This is a genomic window from Paenibacillus sp. FSL R5-0928 (genome assembly GCF_037970385.1).
Lineage (GTDB): Bacteria > Bacillota > Bacilli > Paenibacillales > Paenibacillaceae > Paenibacillus_AQ > Paenibacillus_AQ odorifer.
In genome coordinates, this window is the sequence record NZ_CP150225.1 from 6,974,770 (window position 1) to 6,997,205 (window position 22,436).

The window sequence follows — 22,436 nt, forward strand, 5'->3', positions numbered from 1 at the left end:
CAACAACTATTACAAAATAGCTTGCAGTCGCACAATCGCTTGGGCCCGATCAACCACTTCTAATTTGCTGTAAAGATTGCTAATATAATTACGCGCCGTACCTTCCGCAATATGTAATGTATCGGCGATTTCACGATTGTTCAGTCCCCGGATAATGAGCTGTGCCAGCTCTTCTTCCCGTTCTGTCAGACTGATACGATCCAGACCCGATCTCTGCCAATGTTCATAGTCCTCTGTTAACCTGTTCATCCTCGACGCCAGTTTGGCTGCTACCGGAGCTGGCAGAATAAATTGCCCGGATAACGTATCATGAATCGAAGCGATCATTTTATCTGCGTCCATGTCCTTCAGCATATAACCGCTTGCTCCGTAGGCCATTCCCTCTACAATATAATCAGTCTCTATAAAAGTAGTCAGGATCAGAATGAAGATGTTCGGCCGAACCTGCTTTATTCGTTTCAAGGCGCTAAGGCCATCCATAACTGGCATTTGAATATCGAGCAGCACCAGATCAGGCTGGAGTGCTTCAACCATCTCGCAAGCTTCTTCTCCATTCTTGGCAGCACCGACCACTTCCATATCATCTTCCAGATCCAGAATGGTGCGAAGTCCTTCCCGCGTCAACAATTGATCATCGGCAATTACAATTTTTATTTTGCTCAATTTCTATCCACAACCCTTCGCATGGGCAGATCAATCTCCAGTAAACAGCCTTCATCCATTTCTGAATCGATGGATAAGCTGCCTCCCAGTTGCTCAACCCGTTCCTTCATCGTCCTAAGTCCAAATCCCATCACGATTGGACTCATCCCTAGCCCACAATCCTTGAGTCTAAACTGCAAGTTCGCTCCAACAGACTCCAGACTAAAATGGAACTCGGCACTCTTTCCATGTCTGATCCCATTAGTTAAGCCCTCCTGCAAAGCATGATAGATTGCCTTTTTATAGGCTGTTGACATGGCTTCCGGCAGATCATAAATAACTGCATGAACAACAACGCCTGCATTGCGTTCTGTATCTTTAATCAACTGCCTCAGCATCACGGTTAGGTCAGAATACCTGTCCTCTTTCAGCATATGGACAGAGCCGCGGATTTCATTCAAGCTATGCCGCACAAGATCCTGGGCTTCTGCCAGACGCTGAAAGCCGCTGTCTATCTCCTTCTTCTGAAGCAGCCGCTTGCCAGCTTCAATCTGCAGAATCGTCGATGTAAGGGTATGCCCGACAATATCATGAATCTCTTGGGCAATACGATTGCGTTCCTCAAAAACAGTAGCTTCGGCCAAAGCCGCAGATGTTTCCCGCATCGAACGCTCCAGGCTGCGAGTTCTTTCTACCACTTGATCCTCCAGATTTTTTTTGAGATATTGGATTCCCGAATATAGCTTGGCATTAGCGATTGAGATTGCGCATTGTGAACCAAGCAGCTTGAGCACATCGAGTCTGCTTGGAGTAAATACACCCGGCGATAGATTATTCTCCAAATAGAGCAGGCAAACCAATTTATTCTGATTCATGATGGGGAGACATAGAACGGATTTCAGTCTATTATTCCTAACGTAAGTATTACGTGTAAATATCCCTTCACTGAGCGCATCATGTAATACAACCTGTTCTTGTGTTCTTGCCGCGTAAGCTATAATCGCTGCCGGGACCAACCCCGATTCTTCCCCAAGTGGAACAGATTCGATATGCTGGGCTTCTGAGGTCCCATAAGCTTCCACCATCCATTTGCCGTCATGATCAAAAATAACAGCCCCATATTCTGCCCCAGCATTGTGGAGCATGATTCGCATCAGCGTGGCCAATAATCGGCTCATCTCCATCTCGCCCGATAATGCTTGGGCAGACATTACCACAGAAAGGGAATCCACACGATCGAGCCCGGGCTCTCGTTTAATATGCAGCAAATGGCGATGCTGCTGCTCCAGGTCAGCCGCTTTAGCCTTTGCGCCCCATTGCAGATAAGCCTCATAGGCCTCAGTCATATAGATTCTTGCCAGATGCATTTTGCCATGACGAAGCCCATATTTGCCATAACATTCCGCCGCCATCGCTAAATCGTGAATATGACCGTGGACCCGGGCGGTCTCAATGGATTGCTCATACAACGCTTCAGCTTGGCGGGGATCTCGCGATAGACGAGTTAACTCAGCCTTCATCAACAGATATTTATGCTGATAATTCCCCGGACAACGCATGGCAAGATTTTTCATTTTCTTCAAGCATTTACGCATTTTTGCCCGATATGTACGTTGCTCTTCAGCGTTATATTCCTCATACAACTGAGCCCAAACTAAACATTCATACATGATCTGCATGGGACTGTCTAAGCCATCTTCGCGTGATTTTATAATGGCCGCTGATTTGGCTAATGCCTCACCGGCTTCTCGGTATTCTCCAAATACATAGCCCGTCAAATACTGATAGATCCAGACCATTTCTTGTATAAAATCAAAGGTGTCCCCATGAACCGACTGTGCAAAATCAGGCTCGCTAATCTCCGCGATGGGAAAGGGATCATCTATAGAGCGATAACCTGTCAGTCGAACAAGAATGGCCGCCGCTACAATAGCCTGCTTACAGTGAAGACTGTTGTTATGGCGCAGCAAATCTCCGGAATGAGTAATTAATCGCTCATAGATATCGCCGAGAGGATGACCAAATTGCAAAAGGGAGGCACAGTTGATCAGCACATTCTGGTTGCCCTTCCATAAGTCACCTGATTCCAGTCCCACTTTACCAGCCTTCTCGGTAAATGTATGGAGCATAGCTGGATCATAATGCCGCCAGCTATCGTAGCACATGGCGAACGCGGCTAAGGTTGTCATATGCTGTTTCGGATAGGGTTCGGATAAGCTGAATGCCAGCATGGCCCATTTAAATGTTTCTTCATCATTACGGAAGTAATAGTACTGAAACATTGCATAGCCTATGAATCCAATGGAAGCCTCCGGGGTCATCCCATAATCAAGCGTTAATTCAATCATGGTGAAGGAAGAAGCGAGCCACCCTTCTCGATTGACGTAGAAACAAGCATTGCTCGAATGATCTAAAGTAGACATTGCGATTCTACGTGCTTCATCAGTCATTGGAGGTAAAAGAGTAAGCGATTCGAGTGAGACCTTCTTGAGTCTACGCCGCAATCGTAACCATTGAAGCGTCAATTGAGCATAACCAGGATCAAATTGATGCTTCACTTTCAGTAACGATAGGGTATGCTGGCCTAAGGAGATCACCTCTTCGTGGTTATCATTACTTGCTTCCAACTGCACCTTCATTGCGTAGACATAAGCCTTATCCATATTTGTCGTAGCTTTATCAATTAACAGATGGAATAATTCATTAGCCGTATCAAAATGGGAACATAAATATTCGAGCTCTGCCCTCTCACGAAATACCCGGAAGGTTAGCCCATAATGCGCCTCCCAGCTCTGCTCCGCTAATAATGACGTTGCCTGAAGCATATATTGTAAGGCTGTCTCATGTGCGGTTGTTTGCTTCGCTTTGACCCCTGCCTGTAAGTTCAGCTCTACCAGTTGAAGCCTCTGTTCAGGGCGGTCTAACCATGTAAGTGCCTGATTCAAATGCTGGACAGCTTCAAATAGGGTCGTTCCTTCACTTAGCGGGCTGCGGCCTAGCAATAACAGACCAATCTTCCAATGCAGCTCGGAACGCTCCTCTTCGGAAATAAAGGCATATGCTGCCTGATGAATGCGGTTATGCTGAAACTTATAATGCGGATATTCCTCCCCGTTAACGGGCTGCAACAAGCGCCCATGTACAGCAACCGCCAACGCTTCGCTCAATGCCTCTATCGGGGTCTCCGTAATATCAGCAAGTGTACGTAAATCAAATAGGCTGCCTATGAATGCGGCTCTGCTAAGTGCATATACCGTCTGTTCAGGAAATTGTTGCAATTTACTTGAAAGGTATGAAGCTACGTTATCGGGAACATTTAATTCAGTAATACGCTGGAGATCCCATTTCCAGCTTCGAATATTCTCATCAAATTCCACTCGCTGATCATCTATCAAATCTTGAAGGAATTGCTTAATAAATAACGGGTTTCCATCTGTCTTATGAAGCAGCACACGCGCCAGCTCGTCCAAGTCAGCTGCCTCGTAACGCATAACATCAAGTAGCAGTTGTTTTAAATCGGTGAGTTCAAGCGCTTGTAAAGAAATTCTGCTCATCGCTACGTTGCGGTCAATCAGATGCTTTTCCAGCCTACTGAGTGGGTGCAGCCTTGTAATCTCCCGATTGCGATAGGAAAGCACGATTAGCAGATGAGTCGTTGCCGTATCCTCTATAAGCGAAGTGAGATATTGCAGCGACGTATCATCAGCCCATTGCAAATTATCCAATACCAAGATCAATGGATGATCCTCATGAGGAAAGAGTTGAATAAATCGGCTCATGATTAATTGAAAGCGATGCTGAGCTTCCAGCGGTGGCAGTGAAGGCACGGAGGGTTGTGGGCCAATCAAGAGTTCAAGCTTAGGAACAAAATCGATCAGCAACTGACCGTAATTGTCCACTGCTTGTAGAATACGCAGCTTCCAAACCTCCACTTGCAGCTTTGTTTCCATCAGCAGCTGACTAACCAACTCTTCTATGACTTGATGCCAGATGCCATAAGGGAGTGAGGTATGTCGGGATTCGAATTTGCCTCTGGCGAAGAAACCATCCAAAGAGACTGTATTTCTAAGGGTCTCCTTTAGAAAGGTTGTTTTGCCGATACCACTCTCCCCGCTAATCCAGACCGTCTCTACGGCACCTTGTGATGCTCGTTGCAGCGCTTCCCTTAAGCTTTGTTGCTCAAGATGTCTTCCATAGAAGCGTCCTGATACCATCCACCGCTCTGGGATATCCCAGCTTCCTAGTGGAAAAGGCTCAATATGCCCGGATTCTTCTAGACGGGATAGACATTCCTCAAGATCCGATTTAATGCCTAATGCGCTGGCGTATCTCGCTTCAGGCATCTTCTCCATGCATTTACCAACAATATCAGAGACCGATAGAGGGATAGTGGGGAACTTGCGGTGCAGAGGCTCAGGTGTATCTGCAAGATGACGATATACAATATCAACAACATCATGCAGCTCAAAGGGGCGGCTGCCTGAGAGACATTCATACAGGATGATCCCAAGCGAATAAAAGTCAGAACGGTAATCCGGTTTGACTCCGGTTCGTCCCGTTTGTTCTGGAGCTATATAAGGAAGCAGAACATCGGGCCGACCGCTTAACGGTGACAAAGGACTCGTGATGTTTTCGGTAGAGCACATTCTTATATCAATAAATTTCACTTCAAAAGTAATGGGATTGACGATTAGATGAGCGGGGGTTAGTTCATTTAGTGTTATTTTTTCACGATGAATTTGCATAAGACAATCAGCAATAGCTGTAGCGATCCGAAGCAGCGCTGGAAGACCCAGTGAATTAACAGGCATACGCAGGATCTGCCCAAGAGTACTCCCCTCTATATCTTTTAAGAGAAGGACTGGTCGGTCCGCCATAATTTCCAAACTGTACGCCTCTATTGCACCACGTCCGCAAAGTCGCTTAAGCATGTCATACTCATGACGAAAAGCATCGACCATGGCAGCTCCCGGGTATTCTCCTATTGTTGTCTTAGCGATAACCCTTAGGCCGTCCTCTTGACGTAGAAGTCTGTATAACCTGATATCTGCGGTATTATCTATCAGATCTAAGGTTTGGTATCCTGGCAATTCAAACATCAACAGCACTCCCTAATTACAATTAGACAGAATACTCAATCTCGCAAAGTAGTTAAAGCCATTATAACATCTGATCTTGCCGTTCTACTCATAAGACATTTCATATTTCGTTAATCCTATCGCGTTGGCGCACAGTGCCGCCTGTGTCCGGTCAGTAACCTGCAGCTTCGCTAAAATCTGACTGACATGCTTCTTCACCGTAAATTCACTGATAAAAAGACGTGTGGCAATCACTCTATTGCAAGCACCTTGTCCAAGCTGAATCAGGACTTCCTTCTCTTTTGGTGTCAATTCATCTGTTGGACTGCTGGCGCTCATTCGCATCTTTTCTTCCATTAGGCCAGGATCGTAATATTTTCTCCCTTTGTTCACCAACTGGATAGCAAAGAGTAATTCCTCCGGCAGTGCCTCTTTCAGTACATATCCGTCTACCAGTACTTCTTCAGCCCTCAAAAAATCCTCTCTGCTCGCAGAGGAAGTCAACAGTATGAATTTACTAACCATGCCGCGGGTACGTGCTATCTTAATGACATCCAGTCCTGATTCATCAGCAAGTTTAAGATCAATGAGGACAATGTCTGGATTTGTCTCTTCAATCACATCAAGTGCTTCCGGGCCAGTCGTAGCTTCACCTGCAAATTGCATATCCGATTGCATTGCAATGACAGATGCCAGCCCTCTTCTAACTAATGGATGATCATCTACAATGATGATTTTCACAGAAACACCTCTCTCTCTAAACCGCATACATTATTTACTTCTTTGTATAAAAAGCTTCAATTAGAGTATTCATTTAAATTTGACGCATTTCTGATTAAGTATAGTTAAAAGACTACACCGCTTATAGTGAGCGTTGTCATTTCTTTTGTCATATGACAAAATGGATATTTTTACATAAAAACCCCTCATTTAAAAACTGGCGAACCATGGTTATAGAGACCACAATCCGCCTGTTTTCTTGGGAATTTAATTATTATTAATAAAAGAAATGATTTGCACGAGATTACCTGCGACTTGGTAAGTTAACCCCAGCATGTAAGTTCCTTTCTCCTCGTTTGATAGGTCAATAGTAAACACATCCGGATTAGCAGCCCATTCCTTCATATCAAACACAATTTCTTTAGATGTTCTAGTGTTTCTTACCCCAGCGGAATTAGGGATCACTTTGCTGCCATCGAGCCCTTTCACCAGATTAGCTACTTCAACCACAGGTCCCTTAAATTCTCCTACCTCTAACACTTGTGGGTCGGCCAATAAGCTCGTTAGTTTAGTTAACCCTTGTAATGGGGAGAAATCTGTAATTTCATTTCCAGTAATGTCAAGTGTCTCTAGGTTATTTGCGTACTGCAAACCTTCCAAGGATCTGGCTCTTCTGGTTTCGCTGGTTAACGTTGTAAGGTTATACATATCCCCTAGCGTTAGTTCTCCAGTTACGCCCAATGTAGTCTTGATCGAAGCACTTAAATACGGGTCCGCCACAGTAATCTCTTGCGTAAGATCTATTTGGACCAAACCTTCGGTTGCTTGTTGCAACGCTGCTACAGCTTCGTCTACTTCACTTTGCGTAACAGAAGAGTTAGCCAACACTGTCTCTGCTGTCGAGAGGTTGGACGTAAATGCCGCGATGCTCTCAGGTGTGAAGCCTTCTAGAGAAATTGCTTTAGCCGCTGCAATCGCCTGTTCCAGATCTCCAGTGAATAAGTGATCTCCATTCGCGAAATGTAGTTTGGCTCCACCCCATGTAGCATGGTCAGATCCGTTGCCATTTCCCCCGTCTGTGACAACTAATTTCAGTTCTTTTGCTCCATTAATATCCAATTCGATGAATTTCTGCGGATCTCTCGAACCCATGACCCCACTATCGAATTTCTTCTCTCCATCGACAAACACCTCAAAGCTCACCGAACCAACAGAACCGTACATTTGTCTATCTACACCTACATAGGAAGTGAAATAGTCCACGTTTTTGTCGCTTAGATCGTATACAATCGTCGAGTTAGAGTGCGCTCCAATTCCTCTTTCATAGGACACTACCTGATTGTTCTCATCTGTTAATCTCAGCGTATTGGCACTAATAGATTTATCCTTCAAAGGTGCAGTATAGCTGTTCTGAGTAGAATTCCAGTCGTAATCCGTCAGGTACGTAAAGTCCGTCATGTCTACTACGGCTATCGTTCTAATCTTCGTGGTCGTATTTCCATCACTATCTGTTACTGTGTAAGTGATTGGATACTTTCCAGCCCGGTTGAAATTAACCTGCTCTAGGCCTGTGACCTTCACTTGAGCCGTCAAGTCACCGTCTTCCGAATCCATTGCCGAATAGCTTTCATTGATATCAATTGCTTGGTCCACTTTGGTTGAGACAGATTTAGGTATGGTAAACTCTGGTGTGTTGTTCAAGATCATAAACTTCGCATCAGCAAAATCACCGTGATCTGAAGCATTTCCGTTACCTGCATTATCTAACACCAGCTTCAATTCACTTACACCCTTAACAGGTATCCGCGCAAGCTTGGCTTCTGTACCAAATTTCATCAGTCCGCTGTTATAAACCTCTGCCCCATCGGCAAAGATTTTGAAAATTACACTGGAGTTGCTCTGCTCAGGGATATTTCTATCAACCCCTACATACGTTTCAAAATATTCATAGTTTGCACCCGCCAGATTATACACGATTTCAGAGCTGGCATGGGTTCCTAAGCCCTTAGCGAACTCTTTGACCTCACCATTTACCAGCAGCTTAATCGGATTGTTAGAGCTAGCCTTATCTTTTCGAACCACATTATAATCCGTTTTTGCTGATTGCCAATCTATATCACTCAGGTATTTACTAGCGCTGTATACAACAATCTTTCTGGCCTGCACAGCGGAGTTTCCATCTGAGTCTGTAACTGAAAACTCGACGTTGTAAGTCCCTGTTTTGCTTGATGTGAACCCATTGGATTGTACTTCAACGGCTCCAATTAAATTACCATCTTCCGTATCAAAAGCCGTAACATCGCTCAACACATCAAATTCGCTGTTCAGCTTAACGAAGGTTGTCTCTTCCGGCACTGTAATGATAGGTTTGCTTGAATTATTTGAGAACTTCGCATCGGCCCATACCGTATGGTCTGAAGCATTGCCATCCTTAGCATCTGTTGTAACCAGCTTCACCTCTCTTGCGCCAGTCACAGGGATTTTCACAAATTGATGTTCTGTTCCTGCCCGGAAAACATCACTCTCAAATTTCTGTTCTCCATCCACATACACTGCAAAAGTAGCCGAGGAAGGTTTCCCTTTCATGGCTTGATCGATCCCAATGTAGCTTTCAAAGAAGTCGTAACCCTCACCTTCAATATCGTAAACTACCTCAGAGTTGGCATGAACACCAATCCCTTTCGCGTACGTCGCAGCCAATCCTTGGCGAACAAGGGTTATGATTCCCCCGGAAACGGCTTTATCTTTCCTTAATTCACCCCAGCCTACAACGACTGAATTGGCATTGAGATCGGAAATATAGGCGTAGTCGCTCGTTACCGTAACCTGTGTGGTTTTCGTTTCCGTAACCCCTTCGCTTTTCACTTCATATACAATTTCGTAGTTGCCTTTTTGCGTTACATCAACGTTATTGGCTTTCAGAGAGACATCTGCAGTAATATCGTTTCCTAGATAGTTAGCCGCTTTTACATAGCTCATCGGATCAAAGGTTTGATTAAGCTTTAAAGTGAGCTGATCTTCAATAGACAAGGCTGGCTTAAAGGCTTTAACCTGTACGGGCTTCAGTGGGTTCAGCTTTTTATCATAACCGACGATCTTGTACGTATAGTTGATACTCGCATCTACATTCTGATCCACAAATTGGTCAGTTCCTGTAAAACCAACTAATACATCATTTCTATACACTTCATATCCTAAAAAGTCTTGCTTAAGCTCTTTATCTATACTGAAACTTAACGTGTTTGTTCTAGCCGTGGTGTTAGGTGTGATATTAACCTTAATGGCCAGATTTTTATCCGCTATTCCAGTTCCCTCATAATTAATCACCGAGTTATTTAAATACCATAACTTTTGCGGTGCCGGATACTTGGCTACTTTCGCTTTTGTCTCAGGATTCACAGTGAAGCCATGTCTGGCAAAATAGCTGCTTAAATCTAATCCCAGTACTTCGGAGGAGAACTCCACCAAATACTGCTGCTTGGAATTGTCACCGTTGGGAAGGGTGACCTTCCGCTCCCGATATAGCTTGGTCAGCTCTGTCCAGTATCCCGGATGTGCCAGCTCCAGCTGCCAATAGGCTCCTAGTTGTGCAAATAAGCCCTGCTGATTCATAACCACTTTATTTTCTTCGAGGACATATTTATAGATATCTGATTCATACGGTATACGATTATCTATCGAATTCGCCGCGACAGACATAAACATAGACACCATATTATTAGTTACTTCGCCATATTCCCGTTCACCCATAGCCAAGCGATGCCCAATTTCGTGATTCAGTCCCCAGCCCGGATAAGCTTTGTTAAAATCACCTAACATGGTTCCTACTGTTCCAAGTTGGATCCCTGTATGATCTCCCGCTGCATACATCGCACCATAAGGCTGCATCAATCGAATATTCTCACGAATTAGCTTGGCATCATGAATCTCACTACTGCCATCCAAGCCATAGAAGGCAAAAATGCTCTTCATCCAGGTGTCATACCCAGTTACGGTATCCAGCGGGTTATTTCCTTGCGTAATAAATTTGTTGTACGCTTCAGTCGCAGTTCCTGTAAAAATAACATGATCGCTGGCCATTTCTACCACATCGATAAGTTTGCGATCTTGAACATTTGGATGAACCGCTTTATCTTCGTCTAATCTTTGTTTGTATGTGGTTAAGAAGGTTCTGAATTGTTCTGGATCCGTGGTCTTGGTCATAAAAGGAATCTTTTCTAAACCTTCGAAGCGGATCAGTGGCGCCTTCCCTTGCTCCTCTGCTGTATAGGGATTTACGATATAAACGGTGCCGCCCTTAGTTACATCATGAGCATAAGCACTAGTCGTTGTAATTTCAGGTACAGTTATAGTGTTCTTGCCCGCACGCAATTGTACGCCCCTAGCCCAACTATTCCAAGCTCCCTCTTGTTGAGAAAAGATCAAAGAAGGCAACTTATCACCCGAAGCAGCATCCACATAAACATTGATGGTCTCGCCAGGCATTGCCGCAAGTCCTGTAGGCTGGTTGTTCGTGCCGAAGCCTATTCTCAGGTTTTGCTGAGCATGTTTTTTCATATCTCCACGCTGCTCGGCCTCAATGATGGTGCCTTCGGTTTGAACTTCACCATTCACTAGCTTCTTAGCTAAATCCAAAGAATCTTTCAGGATTGGATAGAGCGGATGTACTTTTGCCGCTTCTTCTAATTCGTTGATTGCTTCGACGCTATTATAAGCAGGCACAACCGCACTCATCGTTCCATCTGTGAAAATACCATTTACAGCTTCGCTTACTTTATCTTCTGTATAAAATCTAAATTCAGCCGCAAAAGGTCTGTTAATATTAGCTTTTGTGAACTTAAATTTTAATCTTTTAAACTTCGTCGGTTCGAATTTAAATTCCAAAAAATCATTGGTACTAATCGCGGTTCCGCTAGATACCAGTTGGAAGGTCTCTCCTTTACTCGTCTCTGATGCATAGATTTCAAAAGCCTCTGGGAATCCTTTGCGATTATCTCTAGCCAAAAAAGCCACTCTGTCCAGCACTTCCGCTTGCGCTAGTTCAAACACGACTTCATTCGTGAAGCTTGCATCATTGTTTTTGTTCGTTTCCCAATGCGTAGTGGGCTGGTCATCCAGCATATATTCAGGCTTCGTACCTGGGTAGCTTCCACCGTTCACCGTTACTTTTGATACGTTTGCATTTGGCATTCTATAAGCTTGGCTATAGGCATTTTCATAGGCTGTACCATACCCTTTTAGCTTCGAAACCTTGGCTGCCGTTACCTCTACCTGATGGTTCTCCAAAAGGATCTTTGCATTATCTATCTCTTCTTTAAACTGCGTATACAGTGGATGTGCTTGTACTTCATTTTCTAAAGCTGTTAATTTCTCTGCCGTATCAAAGGCTGTACTAACTTGGCTCAAGGTATCATCTGTAAATAAATTTTTCATTTTAGTAGAGACACTATCCTCTTTATAAAAAGAAAACTCAGCCGCACTCGCCCAATCTTGGTTCGCTTTTTTGAAGACAAATTTAAGTCTCTTAAAAGCCGTAGGTGCGAACTGAATCTCCACTACATCACCGGTTGAGCCTGTATATTCTCCAGAAGACACGAGTGTGAAATCACCCGCATCGGTAGTGGAGCCATAGATATCAAATTCTTGAGCAAAACCTTTACCTCTAGCACCAGATTGCCTAGCGGCATAGACCATTCTATTTAATTCAGTGGACTCATTGAAAACAAACACAACCTCATTCGTAAACGTTGAACTATTCGGTTTGCCAGTCTCCCAATGCGTGCTCATATCCCCATCCATAGCCTTAGCTATAGGCGAGCCTGAGTAGTTGCCACCGTTATTTGTGATGGATTTAATATTTGCTGGATTCATTCTAAAAACCTCATTATAGGCATTTAGAACATCCTTGCCGTACAGCTCAAACGGAATAACCGAAGCGTTGCTTAATAAGTTGACCTTACTTTGCGCGACTGTTTTTGTTACATTTACCTTGCTTGCCTCACTTGCTAAAGCATAACCTGCCTCACTCGAAAAACTGGCCAACATGGCCGCCGATGTAGCGATCGCAATCATTTTCTTCATCTCTTCTTACCCCCAGATGTCATATGAATCTCTCCAGTGCCCAAAAATGGGCACAAAAAAAACTACCCCAAAAGAGTAGCTTGATTGCGTATAAAGTCGCCTAAAAATTAAGACTTAATTTTTATTAAACCTTAACAAGCATAAACGCCTTCGGCGTCCTTATAAGGACGGTAAGCGTTTAAGCGAGAAATATAAGATATTAAGTATAGGTGTATAACTTATACTTTCTTATATTTTAACAAAAAGCGTTACACACTCTTTGGCAGCTGGCTGACAATAGTTATGATAACCTTAGTCCCTATAGCTTTGCGTCCCTACATTTCCATAGGTTTGCCTATGAAGTTTCGAATACATTCAAAGAGTAACATAAGCCTAGATCTGATCGCATGATTAATTGGTATGAAATGAGTATAGGTAATTGCAATTAGTTTTTCTCATGTGATAGATATTATTTATCGACTATCCCGGAAGAGAATGGGATCCTTTAGGACTGGAGGTCTAATTAACTCCCCGATCCGAACAAACGCCGGAACCAATTCCACACATCGCCCGTGATGGGAATTAATCCGAAACCATGTTCGCCAACTGCGATTACACCATATGCCCATTGTCCGATAGCTATGGCACCCCCAGCGATCCTGCCTATCGCTATCGCACCAAACGCCGTATCCCCTATGGCGATGGCCCCCAACGCTTTTTCCGCGATTGCGATCGCTCCTACAGCCACTCCTGCAATCGCAATCGCTCCCACTGCGAAGCCAAGCCAGCTAAGTGCTATTGCTCCAATCGCTAACCACATTCCCAGTGATATTGCTCCTAAGGAAAGTACGCCCACGCTTATCGCACCTATGGAAATCAATCCGACAGCTACATCTCCAATAGCGATTAAACCAACAGCTGTCTTTACACGGGGTTTACTTCCATGACCATACTTTTGACCTGAGTATCGCCCTAAATTACTACGAATACTGATGACCGGAAATGAGGGAGAAGGCCATTGATAATCAATTTCTCGTCCATCAAAGCCCCTAGAATCCGCCCAGCGCGTTACAAATTGATGCCATTTCATATCCATCCCGTCCCCCTTTTCAAATTACCTAAATTATACAACCCCGGGGGTTGGCTGTACTCAGACTCTGACCTGAAATTCATCTCATCCTCTGGACCGATATATACTCATTAGGATTACTGTTTGGGAATAGGATCAGGCTTTCCAAATAAATATCCCTGAAACAACTGATAACCACTCTGCTTAAGCCATTCAAAGTCCTCTCTAAACTCCACACCTTCTGCTAAAGGAACAGATTGGATTTCTAAAGCCTTTTCTAAAAATTGTTTAGCTATTTTCTGTTTGTTCGGATCACTGGACACGCCTTGAACATATTTCATATCTAACTTCATGTAATGAGGTTTAAGCTCCAATAACATCTCGATCGTGCTGAAGCCCTCACCAACATCATCTAAAGCGTATTCAAATCCCCGATCCTTGTAATATGTCAAAATAGCTTTCAAATGAGCGAGATCATCCACTTTCTCCGTCTCAACAACTTCAAAGACAAAAAGAGAGGGGTCGACGCCTAATTGATTGGCCAGTTCAACGGTTGATCTTAAGCAGAACTCTGGAGCGTAAATTGATGTAGGGATAAAATTAATAAACGTTTTTTTATTTAAGGGTGCAGCATATTTTACAGCCGTCATTCTACATAACCTGTCTAAAGCATATAAACGCCCACGATTCCGTGCCGCCGCAAAAATCTCATTAGGATAGATAAGGGATCCGTCTTCTTTTTTAAATCTGGATAGGAGCTCGTATGCAAAAATCTCTTCCCTTACGTTCACAATCGGTTGGAAGTAGCAAGTAACAAGACCCTTAGTGATAACCTCATCAATCCACTCCATATCAAGTACATTGGGTAATTCGGATAGAGGTCTCCATGTTTGGTCATCTATACGAAATTCAATTTTCCCGGACTCCATATGATCGTTACAGAAATCCAGAAGATCTCGCGCTTCAGCTTCCTTAATCGTAATCACATTTTCTTCTACCTTATGTATCGTATTCCTTCTACTCAAGTGATGAATAACCTCAGGTAAAACCCTAAGATTAAGCTCACCATGAGCCTTGATTTGAAAATTCAGCTCTCTTACTACACAATGATTACAAGCCATATTCATAACCCCTTTAATAATGGATTCTTTGAAAAAGATCCCGGAACGGCTCTTCTCAATCGAAATCCGTATACTCCAGTAAATATGTCGCGTCTAACACGGTGATCTGCTGATGTTGAATCTCAATAATCTTTTGCTCTTGCAGATCTTTAAGCACAAGGGTAGCCGTCTCCCTTAACGTTCCGATCATATCCGCGAACTGCTGATGGGTCAATCGAAGATCAATCCGCTGTTTGCCTTGCTCCTCTACTCCAAATCTTTGGTATAGTCTTCTCAGCGTAAATATCGCACGCGCTCTCGCATCATGAAATTTCATTTCATGTAATAACCGATTCGATAAAAATAAACGGTCCATTTGCAGCAGCATCAATTGCTCCTTAATCAACGGGTAATCGGCAAGCATCTGCTTAAAAAGCTCATGTTTAATCTCAAATAATACAGTATCATTCATAGCCACCGCAGACAGCACTCTTATATTGGAGGGATGGATCACTTCCAGATCGCCAAAGAAATCGCCTTTTCCAAAAAGATCTACGGTATGCTCTTTCCCTTTCGTAGTAGCGTACACCCTTATAATCCCCGAATAGATAATGTAGGCATAATCCCCCGGATCTGATTCTGCAAACACCAGGGTCCCCTTAGAATATGCCTTATAAGTGAATAATCCTGAGACCGCCTCGATCTTCTCCGAGGGTAAACCTTGAAAAAAGCGAGTGCCAGTCCAAAAAAAAGCTTCCATCTCATTATTCCTTTCTAACACATTCCATAGTTTTGTATGCCAACATACTGATAATAAATCATCATCCTGTTATATTCTATCGTAACGTTGTCACATAGGCTTGATGCCAATACAAATTACAAAGGAGATCCATTCATGAAATATAATTTTGACGGAAAAGGACTTATTGAAACGCCAGATGTCGTGTTTGAGAGCAATCCGCTACTAGAACTGAGCATGTACAACAATCATATTAAAGAGATTCCCGATCAGCTCTTCCTTCATGACGAATTAGAGGCACTTAATTATGCGGGCAATGAAATCGAACAGTTATCCGAGAACATCGGTCGCTTAGTTCACCTAAGAATGCTGGATTTAGGCCATAATCGGCTGAAGGTGTTGCCGGAGAGCATTGGCGGATTGCAGGGGTTGGATTCTTTTCTATACCTAAGCAATAATCAGTTCGAACAGCTGCCGGAGCAGCTCTGTATTCTCCAGAAACTTAAGTATCTGAACGTAACAGATAATCATCTCAAGCAATTGCCTGCCCGTATAGGCGAAATGAGCAGTCTGATTGAATTGCGGCTTTATTATAATCAGCTAGAATGTTTACCTGATTCGATCACACAAATAAAAGGGCTAAGAGAGATCCATCTCTATGGTAATCAACTGGTCATGTTACCAGAACATTTGGGTGCTATAGAAGAACTTCGGATACTTGATTTAAGTGATAATCGAATCACTAAGCTGCCTTCATCTATCGGTAATTTAAGCAAGTTAAGAAGACTGAACCTTAGAAAAAATAAACTTAATCAGCTTCCTGAGGAAATAGGTCAATTAAGCAGCCTTGTTGAGCTTGATTTAAGAGATAATCATCTGCAAGAAATCCCGGATTCGATTCTACAACTTGGACGATTAGAGAAACTGGATTTAAGATGGAATCACAGCTTAAGAAGAAAAGAATTATTAGAGCAATTAGAGCAAAGAGGATGTATCGTTTATAAATAACAAAAAAGCCTCCGATTAAAGAAGCCTTTCACTCAAATCCATAATATGCGTAACGCGATTTCTCCCCTGTTCTTTCGAAGCGTAAAGCGCATGGTCAGCTTTTTCCAGAAGAGTGATGTCTGTATCGGTTGCTTCAAAAGTAGCTATGCCGACGCTTACCGTAACCCTGCCAATCTCCCAAGTGGAGCTGGCAATGAATTGCCGCAAATTGTCCGCTATAGCCTTGGCATCCGATGAATCTATATTAGGCAGCAGAAGGATAAACTCCTCACCACCATACCTAGCTACGATATCTTCTTTACGAGATTGGGATTTCAGGATACTCGCCAATTTCTCCAGGACATAATCACCCATCTGATGACCGTAGGTATCATTCACATTTTTAAAGTGATCAATATCTAAAATACATAATGAAAAAGGCGCCTGATCACGGTGATACGCTGCAATCTGCTCTTCCAGCTTTTCTTGCAGGAACCTTCTATTCTTTAATCCAGTAAGCTTGTCTGTAGTAGATAGCTCTACTAAAACGGCATTCATCTCCAGCAATTCAGCTTGCTTTTGCTCGATTTCCAGGTGGATTTGTTTGAGCTTTGCCAGCGCCTGATCTTTTTCCCAATAGGCCTCTTCTATTTGCTTCTTCGCAGATCGTAACTCTAGCTCATAATCAATACGTTTGCCCATCTGTACGAGAATACAATCAATGACCTCTACACCTTCACACTCGAGGCGTCTACCATTTAACAAGTAAGGGACGGCTTGTCCCTTGCTGTCCTTCAAATTGATAAATAGCTCTTCTACATGTCCATTCAGATTGATAAAAGGATAGAAGTATGAATGAAAAATAAGCTTGTTTGCCGTAGACATGATAGATTCAAAATGTTTATTTACCAAATCAACCTGCTGATATCCCATCCCATCCAAAAAGGTTTGATTCACATTGAGGATCATTCCTTCATGGGTAATGGAAACATATCCGCACGGCGCATATTTTAACCGGTCATCCATTGTCTAAATATCCTTTCAACACCATAATCTTCTCCATCTCACCTAAGATACTCATTAATCAAAGTAATGGTCTCCTGTGGATGGCTAATATGCGGATAATGGCCCTTGGCCTCCATTAACCGGAACGTACTATTATTCAAGTGTCTATGTAAATATTCTCCTACTTCTATAGGAACGATACTATCATCCGAGCATTGCAATATGAGTGTAGGCACTGTCGCTTTAGGCAGATCTTCTCTATGATCCGAAAAAAATGTAACTTCCGCAAATTCTCTAGCGATAATAGGGTCGGCCGAAATAAAACTTCGTTCCAGCTGTTTAGTCAACATTGGGTCAGGGTTATTCATCGCAAGTGGAGCCATAAAGCTAGCCCAGCCCGCGAAATTCATCTCCATCATATCCAGAAGCTCAGTAATATCACTTTTTTCAAAGCCCCCGAAATAAGCATCTCCCTCATTTAAATAACGTGGGGAAGGTCCGATCATAATCATTTTATCAAAATAATCCGGCCGCTCGATTGAAGCAAGCAAACCGATCATAGAGCTAATAGAATGGCCTATAAAAATAATATCCTTGAGTTCAAATGTTTCGATGACATCTAGTACATCCTGTACATAACCATGGAGAGTATGATATTTATCCGATGTATATGCGCTTAAATCTGAATGGCCTGAGCCTACATAATCAAATAGAACGATTCGATACTTTTTCTCAAATGATGGCGTAATAAACTGCCACATGCTTTGATCACACCCAAATCCATGCGCAAAAAGGATAGTTTTTTCTCCTGCTCCAATGACTTTTACATGATTCCGCACCATAACATCGTTCATTTCATATAACTCCTCTATAGTTAGCATTCTCTCTATTTTGCAGGGTTCCCCTGGAAATATCAAGCGTATAAAAAACTCCGCTAGATTAATCTCTAGCGGAGTTTTATGTAACATCCCGTTTGGGTCATCATTTGGCATAATGGTAGCGTGCTGGGGCACTCCTTCGTTTAATCCGATAACATTTTGCCCGAAAAAATTGGTTGGCGGACCCAGCAGACCTTAAATGCGCCATTATTCCATATTTGAATTGCTATCGGACTCCACTGCAGCTATTGGCGCGAAAACACCAAATATGGGTCGATTTATATGAAATAGCGTCTCTGGAGTCCGAATCCCTTCTCAAAAGACTGAAAATTTGCGAATAACGTCATCTGGGTCCCTAAGACTCCGTGGATAAATTGTTGAGGCAGAGGTAGACAACCAACATTTAGAATGCAGAAGTCCAACCCGCATCAGCAGCGATGATAGCTCCGTTCACAAAACTGGAATCATCCGAAGCCAGGAATAACGCAACTTGTGCGATTTCTTCAGGTGTACCTACACGAGGGATCACAGCCTGTGTTAATTGTGTACGGCTCACGCCGAATTCATTTATATTTTTCATTGAAGCACTGATGTTTGTGGCAGTAGCTCCCGGTGCGATAGCATTACAACGAATCCCTTTGTTGGCATACATAAAAGCTGTATTTTTCGTCAAGCCTACTACAGCATGTTTAGAGGCAGTATAAGTTGCTCCCGCATGGGCACCACTTACGCCACCTGTAGAAGCGGTATTAACGATAACCCCTTTTCCTTTTTCCAGAAAAATAGGCATTGCTTTACGAGTGGACCGCATTACACTTTTGGTATTGATATCAAAGATAAGATCCCATTTCTCGTCGCTAATGTCGCCAACTGGCTCAAACCCATCCATAATACCGGCGTTATTCACAAGAATATCTAGTGTTCCGTATTCTTTTACTGCGGTATCAATCATGCTATCGATATCTTCAACTAGGGCAACATTTACTTTCAGTGCCTTAGCTACTCCACCATTACTGTTGATCCCTGCAGCTACTTGTTCTGCACCTTCGAGATTAAGATCGGCTACAATCACTTTCGCCCCTTCTTTAGCGTACAACTCTGCGATAGATTTCCCCATACCTGATGCCGCCCCGGTAACCACTGCAACTCTGTCTTGAAGTTTCATGTTGGAAGTCTCCTTTACGTTTATCTATAATGTAAATATCAATATATAAAATCTCTTTAATGCTTAAAATTTATACTACTCAAGTTTAATCCTCTAAAATTTAACTATCAATATACAAATGGGACACCAAATGTTCATAAATATATATAATGCAGGATTCTGTTCAAATAGGATTAGAAAATAGACAGTTAGGTGGTCTTCTGTTGCTTAAAAATAATCGGAGAACTAGCAAATCGCGTAAAGAGCTTAAAAACGCATTGATATTAATCATGGAAAAAAAGAATTTCCGCACCATTACGATAACCGATATCGTTACCCTTGCCGATTTAAACCGCGGAACCTTCTATAAACATTATCAAACCAAAGAAGAACTTCTGAATGAGCTAATTGATGATGTGTTGGAGGATTTAATTAAGGCTTATAAAGAACCCTATCTTCATACCGATAAATTTATAGTTAGTGAGCTGACCACCTCGAGCATCAAGATTTTTGAACATGTGGTCTCTTACTCTAATTTTTATACCATCATTATAAATTCCAATGTTCTGCCAGGGTTCCAAAATAGGATTTGCGACCTCTTAAAGGAGCTCACCAAGCGGGACTTAGTCGCAGTTAATAACACTAATACCAATGTTAATATCGAATTGTTTTCCAGTTATACCGCCTATGCTCTATTTGGATTAATCATAGAATGGGTAAAAGGCGGATTTAAATATACAGCTAACCATATGGCAGAGCAGCTGATTGAGATTCTGTCTTTTAATTCACATAATGTGATCATCAATACTTCAAATCAACCGATTAAACAGAATTCCATCCCTGTTAACGGCGACTGATTTACCTCAAACTATCAAAAGCCACTCCAAAATAATGCTGGAGTGGCTTTTGATATGCAATTTATAAACTAAGGTCTTCTGTTTCCACCACCGCCACCTGGACCTTGATTAGTGTTTGCGGTTGTTACTCCTGATTCATTTAGCCAAGTTACGCTGCTGGTAATTTCGAACGCTACTACTTTTGTTCCTCCTGTGTATTCACCATCCGTATACAGTCCGTTCGCTTCACTACCAGTCGAGGTACCTCCCGAGTAGAGGGTGTAAGAACCTCCGTCCTTCAGATCCGGTGAACTAATCACCACCGTTTGATAGCTCTTCGAAGGAGCAAAGGTCAGGATTGTGTTGCCTTCGCTGTCCTCTAGATGAACCAAGGTTCCAGCCTCCTGGGTCTGAGGGAAAGTCATGCTCACTGCATGTTGGCTAGAGGTGTCAGACGGTGCTTGTGCCATGCCCGAACTTCCCGCAGCCACCAAAATTCCTCCACTCTGTTCAAAGCTACCGTCGAAATCAAGTGCACCGTTACCGCTATTGGTAGGTCCATTGACAATAACCGTGCCACCCGACATTGTGATGGAGCCGTTCGAATCCAGCCCGTCACCTGAAGCATCCACCGTTAGTGTTCCTCCACTAATCGTTAGCATATTGCTAGCAGAATCGCTGAATTGATCCTGCTCCTGAGGGCCGCCGCCTACAGTCGCCTCATCGTTACCTCCTGCTACATTCACTCCATCATCAGAAGCAACCACATGAGCTTCGCCACCGGAAATCTCGATGTTTGCTCCTTCAATCCCTTCGTAGCTCTTCGTAATATCAATTTTGCCACCAGATATCGCCACCAAGGCATCCGCATGGATTCCATCGTCGCCAGTTTTGATGTTGAATTCTCCATCAGCTATAGCAATGTTACTGTTGCTGTGCACTGCATCATCAGCAGAATCGATGGTAAAGGTTCCGTTGTTTAAGCTAATATCTCCTCCAGCCTTCAATCCTTTAGTACTTGGTGTTTCCGATTCTGTAGTTGTTGCCGTTGTTGTCGTTGTTGGTGCTTCCGTTGTTGGTACCTCCGGTTTTGTTTCTGGCATCGTCTCTGGTTTTGTTTCAGGTATTGAGGTTCCTGTTGTTCCTGGTGCTTGATCCCCTGTTCCCTGACCTCGGCCACCTCTCATGCCCATACCTTGCCCTTGATCACCTGTTTTCACTTCACCCTTCTCGTTGCCCCCACCCGTAACTAAGGTGTATGTTCCGCCATCTATTACAAGTGAAGTCTCAGCTTGAATTCCATCATTACCAGCCGTAATATCAAATGTTCCTGCTGCTATTGCTATGAAGCCTTTGTCCGTCTCAGTATCGTTGGTTGATTTCATACCATCGCCTTCTGCCGTTATGCTGATATTTCCGTCTTGTACAGCGACAAGATCTTTACCTACAATCCCGTCATCGGCAGCCTTAATTTCAATAGTGCCACCCATAATTTTCAGATCGTCCTTGCTCGTAATTCCGTCATTATAGTTAGCGGAAACAGACAGCTTCCCGGTACCATTAATCGTTAAATCCGCTTTACTGAAGATAGCCGCACTTGGTTCATCTGTAGTTTCATCGGCATACACGTAAGTTGCTCCATCAGATACGGAGTTCTCCGTCCCGTCTTCCAAGGTAATGATTACTTTGCCCGCTTCTTTAATATCAATTGCAGCACTATCGCTGTTCGTGATGTTCACACCGTTCAGTACCAAGTGCACACTACCTTCATCCTGATTATTAACTACAATCTGTCCATCACTCAGCTTACCAGACAGCACATAAGTTCCTGCTGCAGTAATTGTCACTGAGCCATCCTTAGACTCAGCCCCGGTGCCGTCAACAAGCGCACTTGTTCCAGCCAAAGCAATTTCCGTCGATTGGTCAGCCGTCCAAGTTGTATTAGAATCCTCTTCATCGAACGTCACCAGATCGGACAATTTGGCGCTTGCCAGTTGTACTCCCGTGGCAGCCCCGTTCTGAGTTATCGTTGTTCCCGAGGCTGCTGCTGTACCCGCCGCTTCAGACTGTGTTGTTGTGGAATTGGTGCTGCAAGCCGACATAAGTAATGCACACAATAGCAAGATTCCTACTTTACTTCCGGTTATATATTTATCCATTTTTCATCCATCCTTTCGT

At 43.3% G+C, this 22,436-nt stretch carries 13 protein-coding genes and 1 riboswitch; of the genes, 2 read left to right on the forward strand and 11 right to left on the reverse strand.

What is annotated here, in order from left to right:
* Nucleotides 1-9: 9 nt before the first annotated feature.
* From MKZ16_RS31625 to MKZ16_RS31655, 7 genes are all read right to left on the reverse strand, one after another.
* Nucleotides 10-663 (reverse strand): response regulator transcription factor, encoded by a 654-nt coding sequence (locus MKZ16_RS31625; protein WP_076105100.1) that lies wholly within the window; start codon nt 661-663, stop codon nt 10-12.
* Complete coding sequence (locus tag MKZ16_RS31630) at nt 660-5,741, reverse strand: AAA family ATPase (RefSeq protein WP_076105101.1); 5,082 nt, start codon at nt 5,739-5,741, stop codon at nt 660-662. Before MKZ16_RS31630 ends, MKZ16_RS31625 begins: the two co-directional genes overlap by 4 nt.
* Nucleotides 5,742-5,825: 84 nt before the next feature.
* Entirely contained in the window at nt 5,826-6,461 is a 636-nt protein-coding gene (locus tag MKZ16_RS31635) for a response regulator transcription factor (protein ID WP_076105102.1), read from the reverse strand.
* A gap of 246 nt (nt 6,462-6,707) precedes the next feature.
* The gene (locus MKZ16_RS31640) at nt 6,708-12,521 is read right to left on the reverse strand and encodes an NPCBM/NEW2 domain-containing protein (protein ID WP_076105103.1); all 5,814 of its coding nucleotides are present in this window, start codon (nt 12,519-12,521) and stop codon (nt 6,708-6,710) included.
* 258 nt (nt 12,522-12,779) lie between these two features.
* Nucleotides 12,780-12,866: riboswitch (cyclic di-GMP riboswitch) on the reverse strand.
* Nucleotides 12,867-13,023: 157 nt separating this feature from the next.
* A complete protein-coding gene (locus tag MKZ16_RS31645) occupies nt 13,024-13,590 on the reverse strand; it encodes a hypothetical protein (protein WP_036682474.1) in 567 nt (188 codons plus the stop codon).
* 116 nt (nt 13,591-13,706) lie between these two features.
* On the reverse strand, nt 13,707-14,690 hold the full coding sequence (locus MKZ16_RS31650; RefSeq protein WP_076105104.1) for an EAL domain-containing protein: 984 nt from the start codon (nt 14,688-14,690) through the stop codon (nt 13,707-13,709).
* A gap of 55 nt (nt 14,691-14,745) precedes the next feature.
* Entirely contained in the window at nt 14,746-15,429 is a 684-nt protein-coding gene (locus MKZ16_RS31655) for a Crp/Fnr family transcriptional regulator (RefSeq protein ID WP_076105105.1), read from the reverse strand.
* A gap of 135 nt (nt 15,430-15,564) precedes the next feature.
* Here MKZ16_RS31655 and MKZ16_RS31660 point away from each other — a divergent pair, with 135 nt between their 5' ends.
* Nucleotides 15,565-16,416 (forward strand): leucine-rich repeat domain-containing protein, encoded by an 852-nt coding sequence (locus MKZ16_RS31660; protein WP_076105106.1) that lies wholly within the window; start codon nt 15,565-15,567, stop codon nt 16,414-16,416.
* A gap of 15 nt (nt 16,417-16,431) precedes the next feature.
* On the opposite strand, the gene MKZ16_RS31665 is transcribed toward MKZ16_RS31660, so the two are convergent.
* The 3 genes from MKZ16_RS31665 to MKZ16_RS31675 form a co-directional block, all read right to left on the reverse strand.
* Nucleotides 16,432-17,421 (reverse strand): sensor domain-containing diguanylate cyclase, encoded by a 990-nt coding sequence (locus MKZ16_RS31665; RefSeq protein ID WP_076105107.1) that lies wholly within the window; start codon nt 17,419-17,421, stop codon nt 16,432-16,434.
* A 38-nt stretch (nt 17,422-17,459) separates the two neighbouring features.
* Nucleotides 17,460-18,254 carry an alpha/beta hydrolase gene (locus tag MKZ16_RS31670; protein ID WP_036682278.1) on the reverse strand — a complete coding sequence of 265 codons (795 nt, stop codon included), beginning with the start codon at nt 18,252-18,254 and terminating at the stop codon, nt 17,460-17,462.
* A 427-nt stretch (nt 18,255-18,681) separates the two neighbouring features.
* On the reverse strand, nt 18,682-19,443 hold the full coding sequence (locus tag MKZ16_RS31675; protein WP_036682280.1) for an SDR family oxidoreductase: 762 nt from the start codon (nt 19,441-19,443) through the stop codon (nt 18,682-18,684).
* Nucleotides 19,444-19,712: 269 nt separating this feature from the next.
* Between MKZ16_RS31675 and MKZ16_RS31680 the strand changes: the two genes are divergently transcribed.
* Nucleotides 19,713-20,279: a TetR/AcrR family transcriptional regulator gene (locus MKZ16_RS31680; protein ID WP_063829811.1), complete on the forward strand. Its 567-nt coding sequence runs from the start codon at nt 19,713-19,715 to the stop codon at nt 20,277-20,279.
* Nucleotides 20,280-20,347: 68 nt separating this feature from the next.
* On the opposite strand, the gene MKZ16_RS31685 is transcribed toward MKZ16_RS31680, so the two are convergent.
* The gene (locus MKZ16_RS31685) at nt 20,348-22,417 is read right to left on the reverse strand and encodes a carbohydrate-binding domain-containing protein (protein ID WP_038573842.1); all 2,070 of its coding nucleotides are present in this window, start codon (nt 22,415-22,417) and stop codon (nt 20,348-20,350) included.
* Nucleotides 22,418-22,436: the final 19 nt, after the last annotated feature.

Coding starts and splice junctions, on each gene's coding strand:
- MKZ16_RS31630 (WP_076105101.1), bottom strand. CDS start 5,741: ATGTTTGAATTGCCAGGATACCAAACCTTAGATCTGATAGATAATACC.
- MKZ16_RS31640 (WP_076105103.1), bottom strand. CDS start 12,521: ATGAAGAAAATGATTGCGATCGCTACATCGGCGGCCATGTTGGCCAGT.
- MKZ16_RS31645 (WP_036682474.1), bottom strand. CDS start 13,590: ATGAAATGGCATCAATTTGTAACGCGCTGGGCGGATTCTAGGGGCTTT.
- MKZ16_RS31650 (WP_076105104.1), bottom strand. CDS start 14,690: ATGGCTTGTAATCATTGTGTAGTAAGAGAGCTGAATTTTCAAATCAAG.
- MKZ16_RS31655 (WP_076105105.1), bottom strand. CDS start 15,429: ATGGAAGCTTTTTTTTGGACTGGCACTCGCTTTTTTCAAGGTTTACCC.
- MKZ16_RS31660 (WP_076105106.1), top strand. CDS start 15,565: ATGAAATATAATTTTGACGGAAAAGGACTTATTGAAACGCCAGATGTC.
- MKZ16_RS31665 (WP_076105107.1), bottom strand. CDS start 17,421: ATGGATGACCGGTTAAAATATGCGCCGTGCGGATATGTTTCCATTACC.
- MKZ16_RS31670 (WP_036682278.1), bottom strand. CDS start 18,254: ATGAACGATGTTATGGTGCGGAATCATGTAAAAGTCATTGGAGCAGGA.
- MKZ16_RS31675 (WP_036682280.1), bottom strand. CDS start 19,443: ATGAAACTTCAAGACAGAGTTGCAGTGGTTACCGGGGCGGCATCAGGT.
- MKZ16_RS31680 (WP_063829811.1), top strand. CDS start 19,713: ATGGAAAAAAAGAATTTCCGCACCATTACGATAACCGATATCGTTACC.
- MKZ16_RS31685 (WP_038573842.1), bottom strand. CDS start 22,417: ATGGATAAATATATAACCGGAAGTAAAGTAGGAATCTTGCTATTGTGT.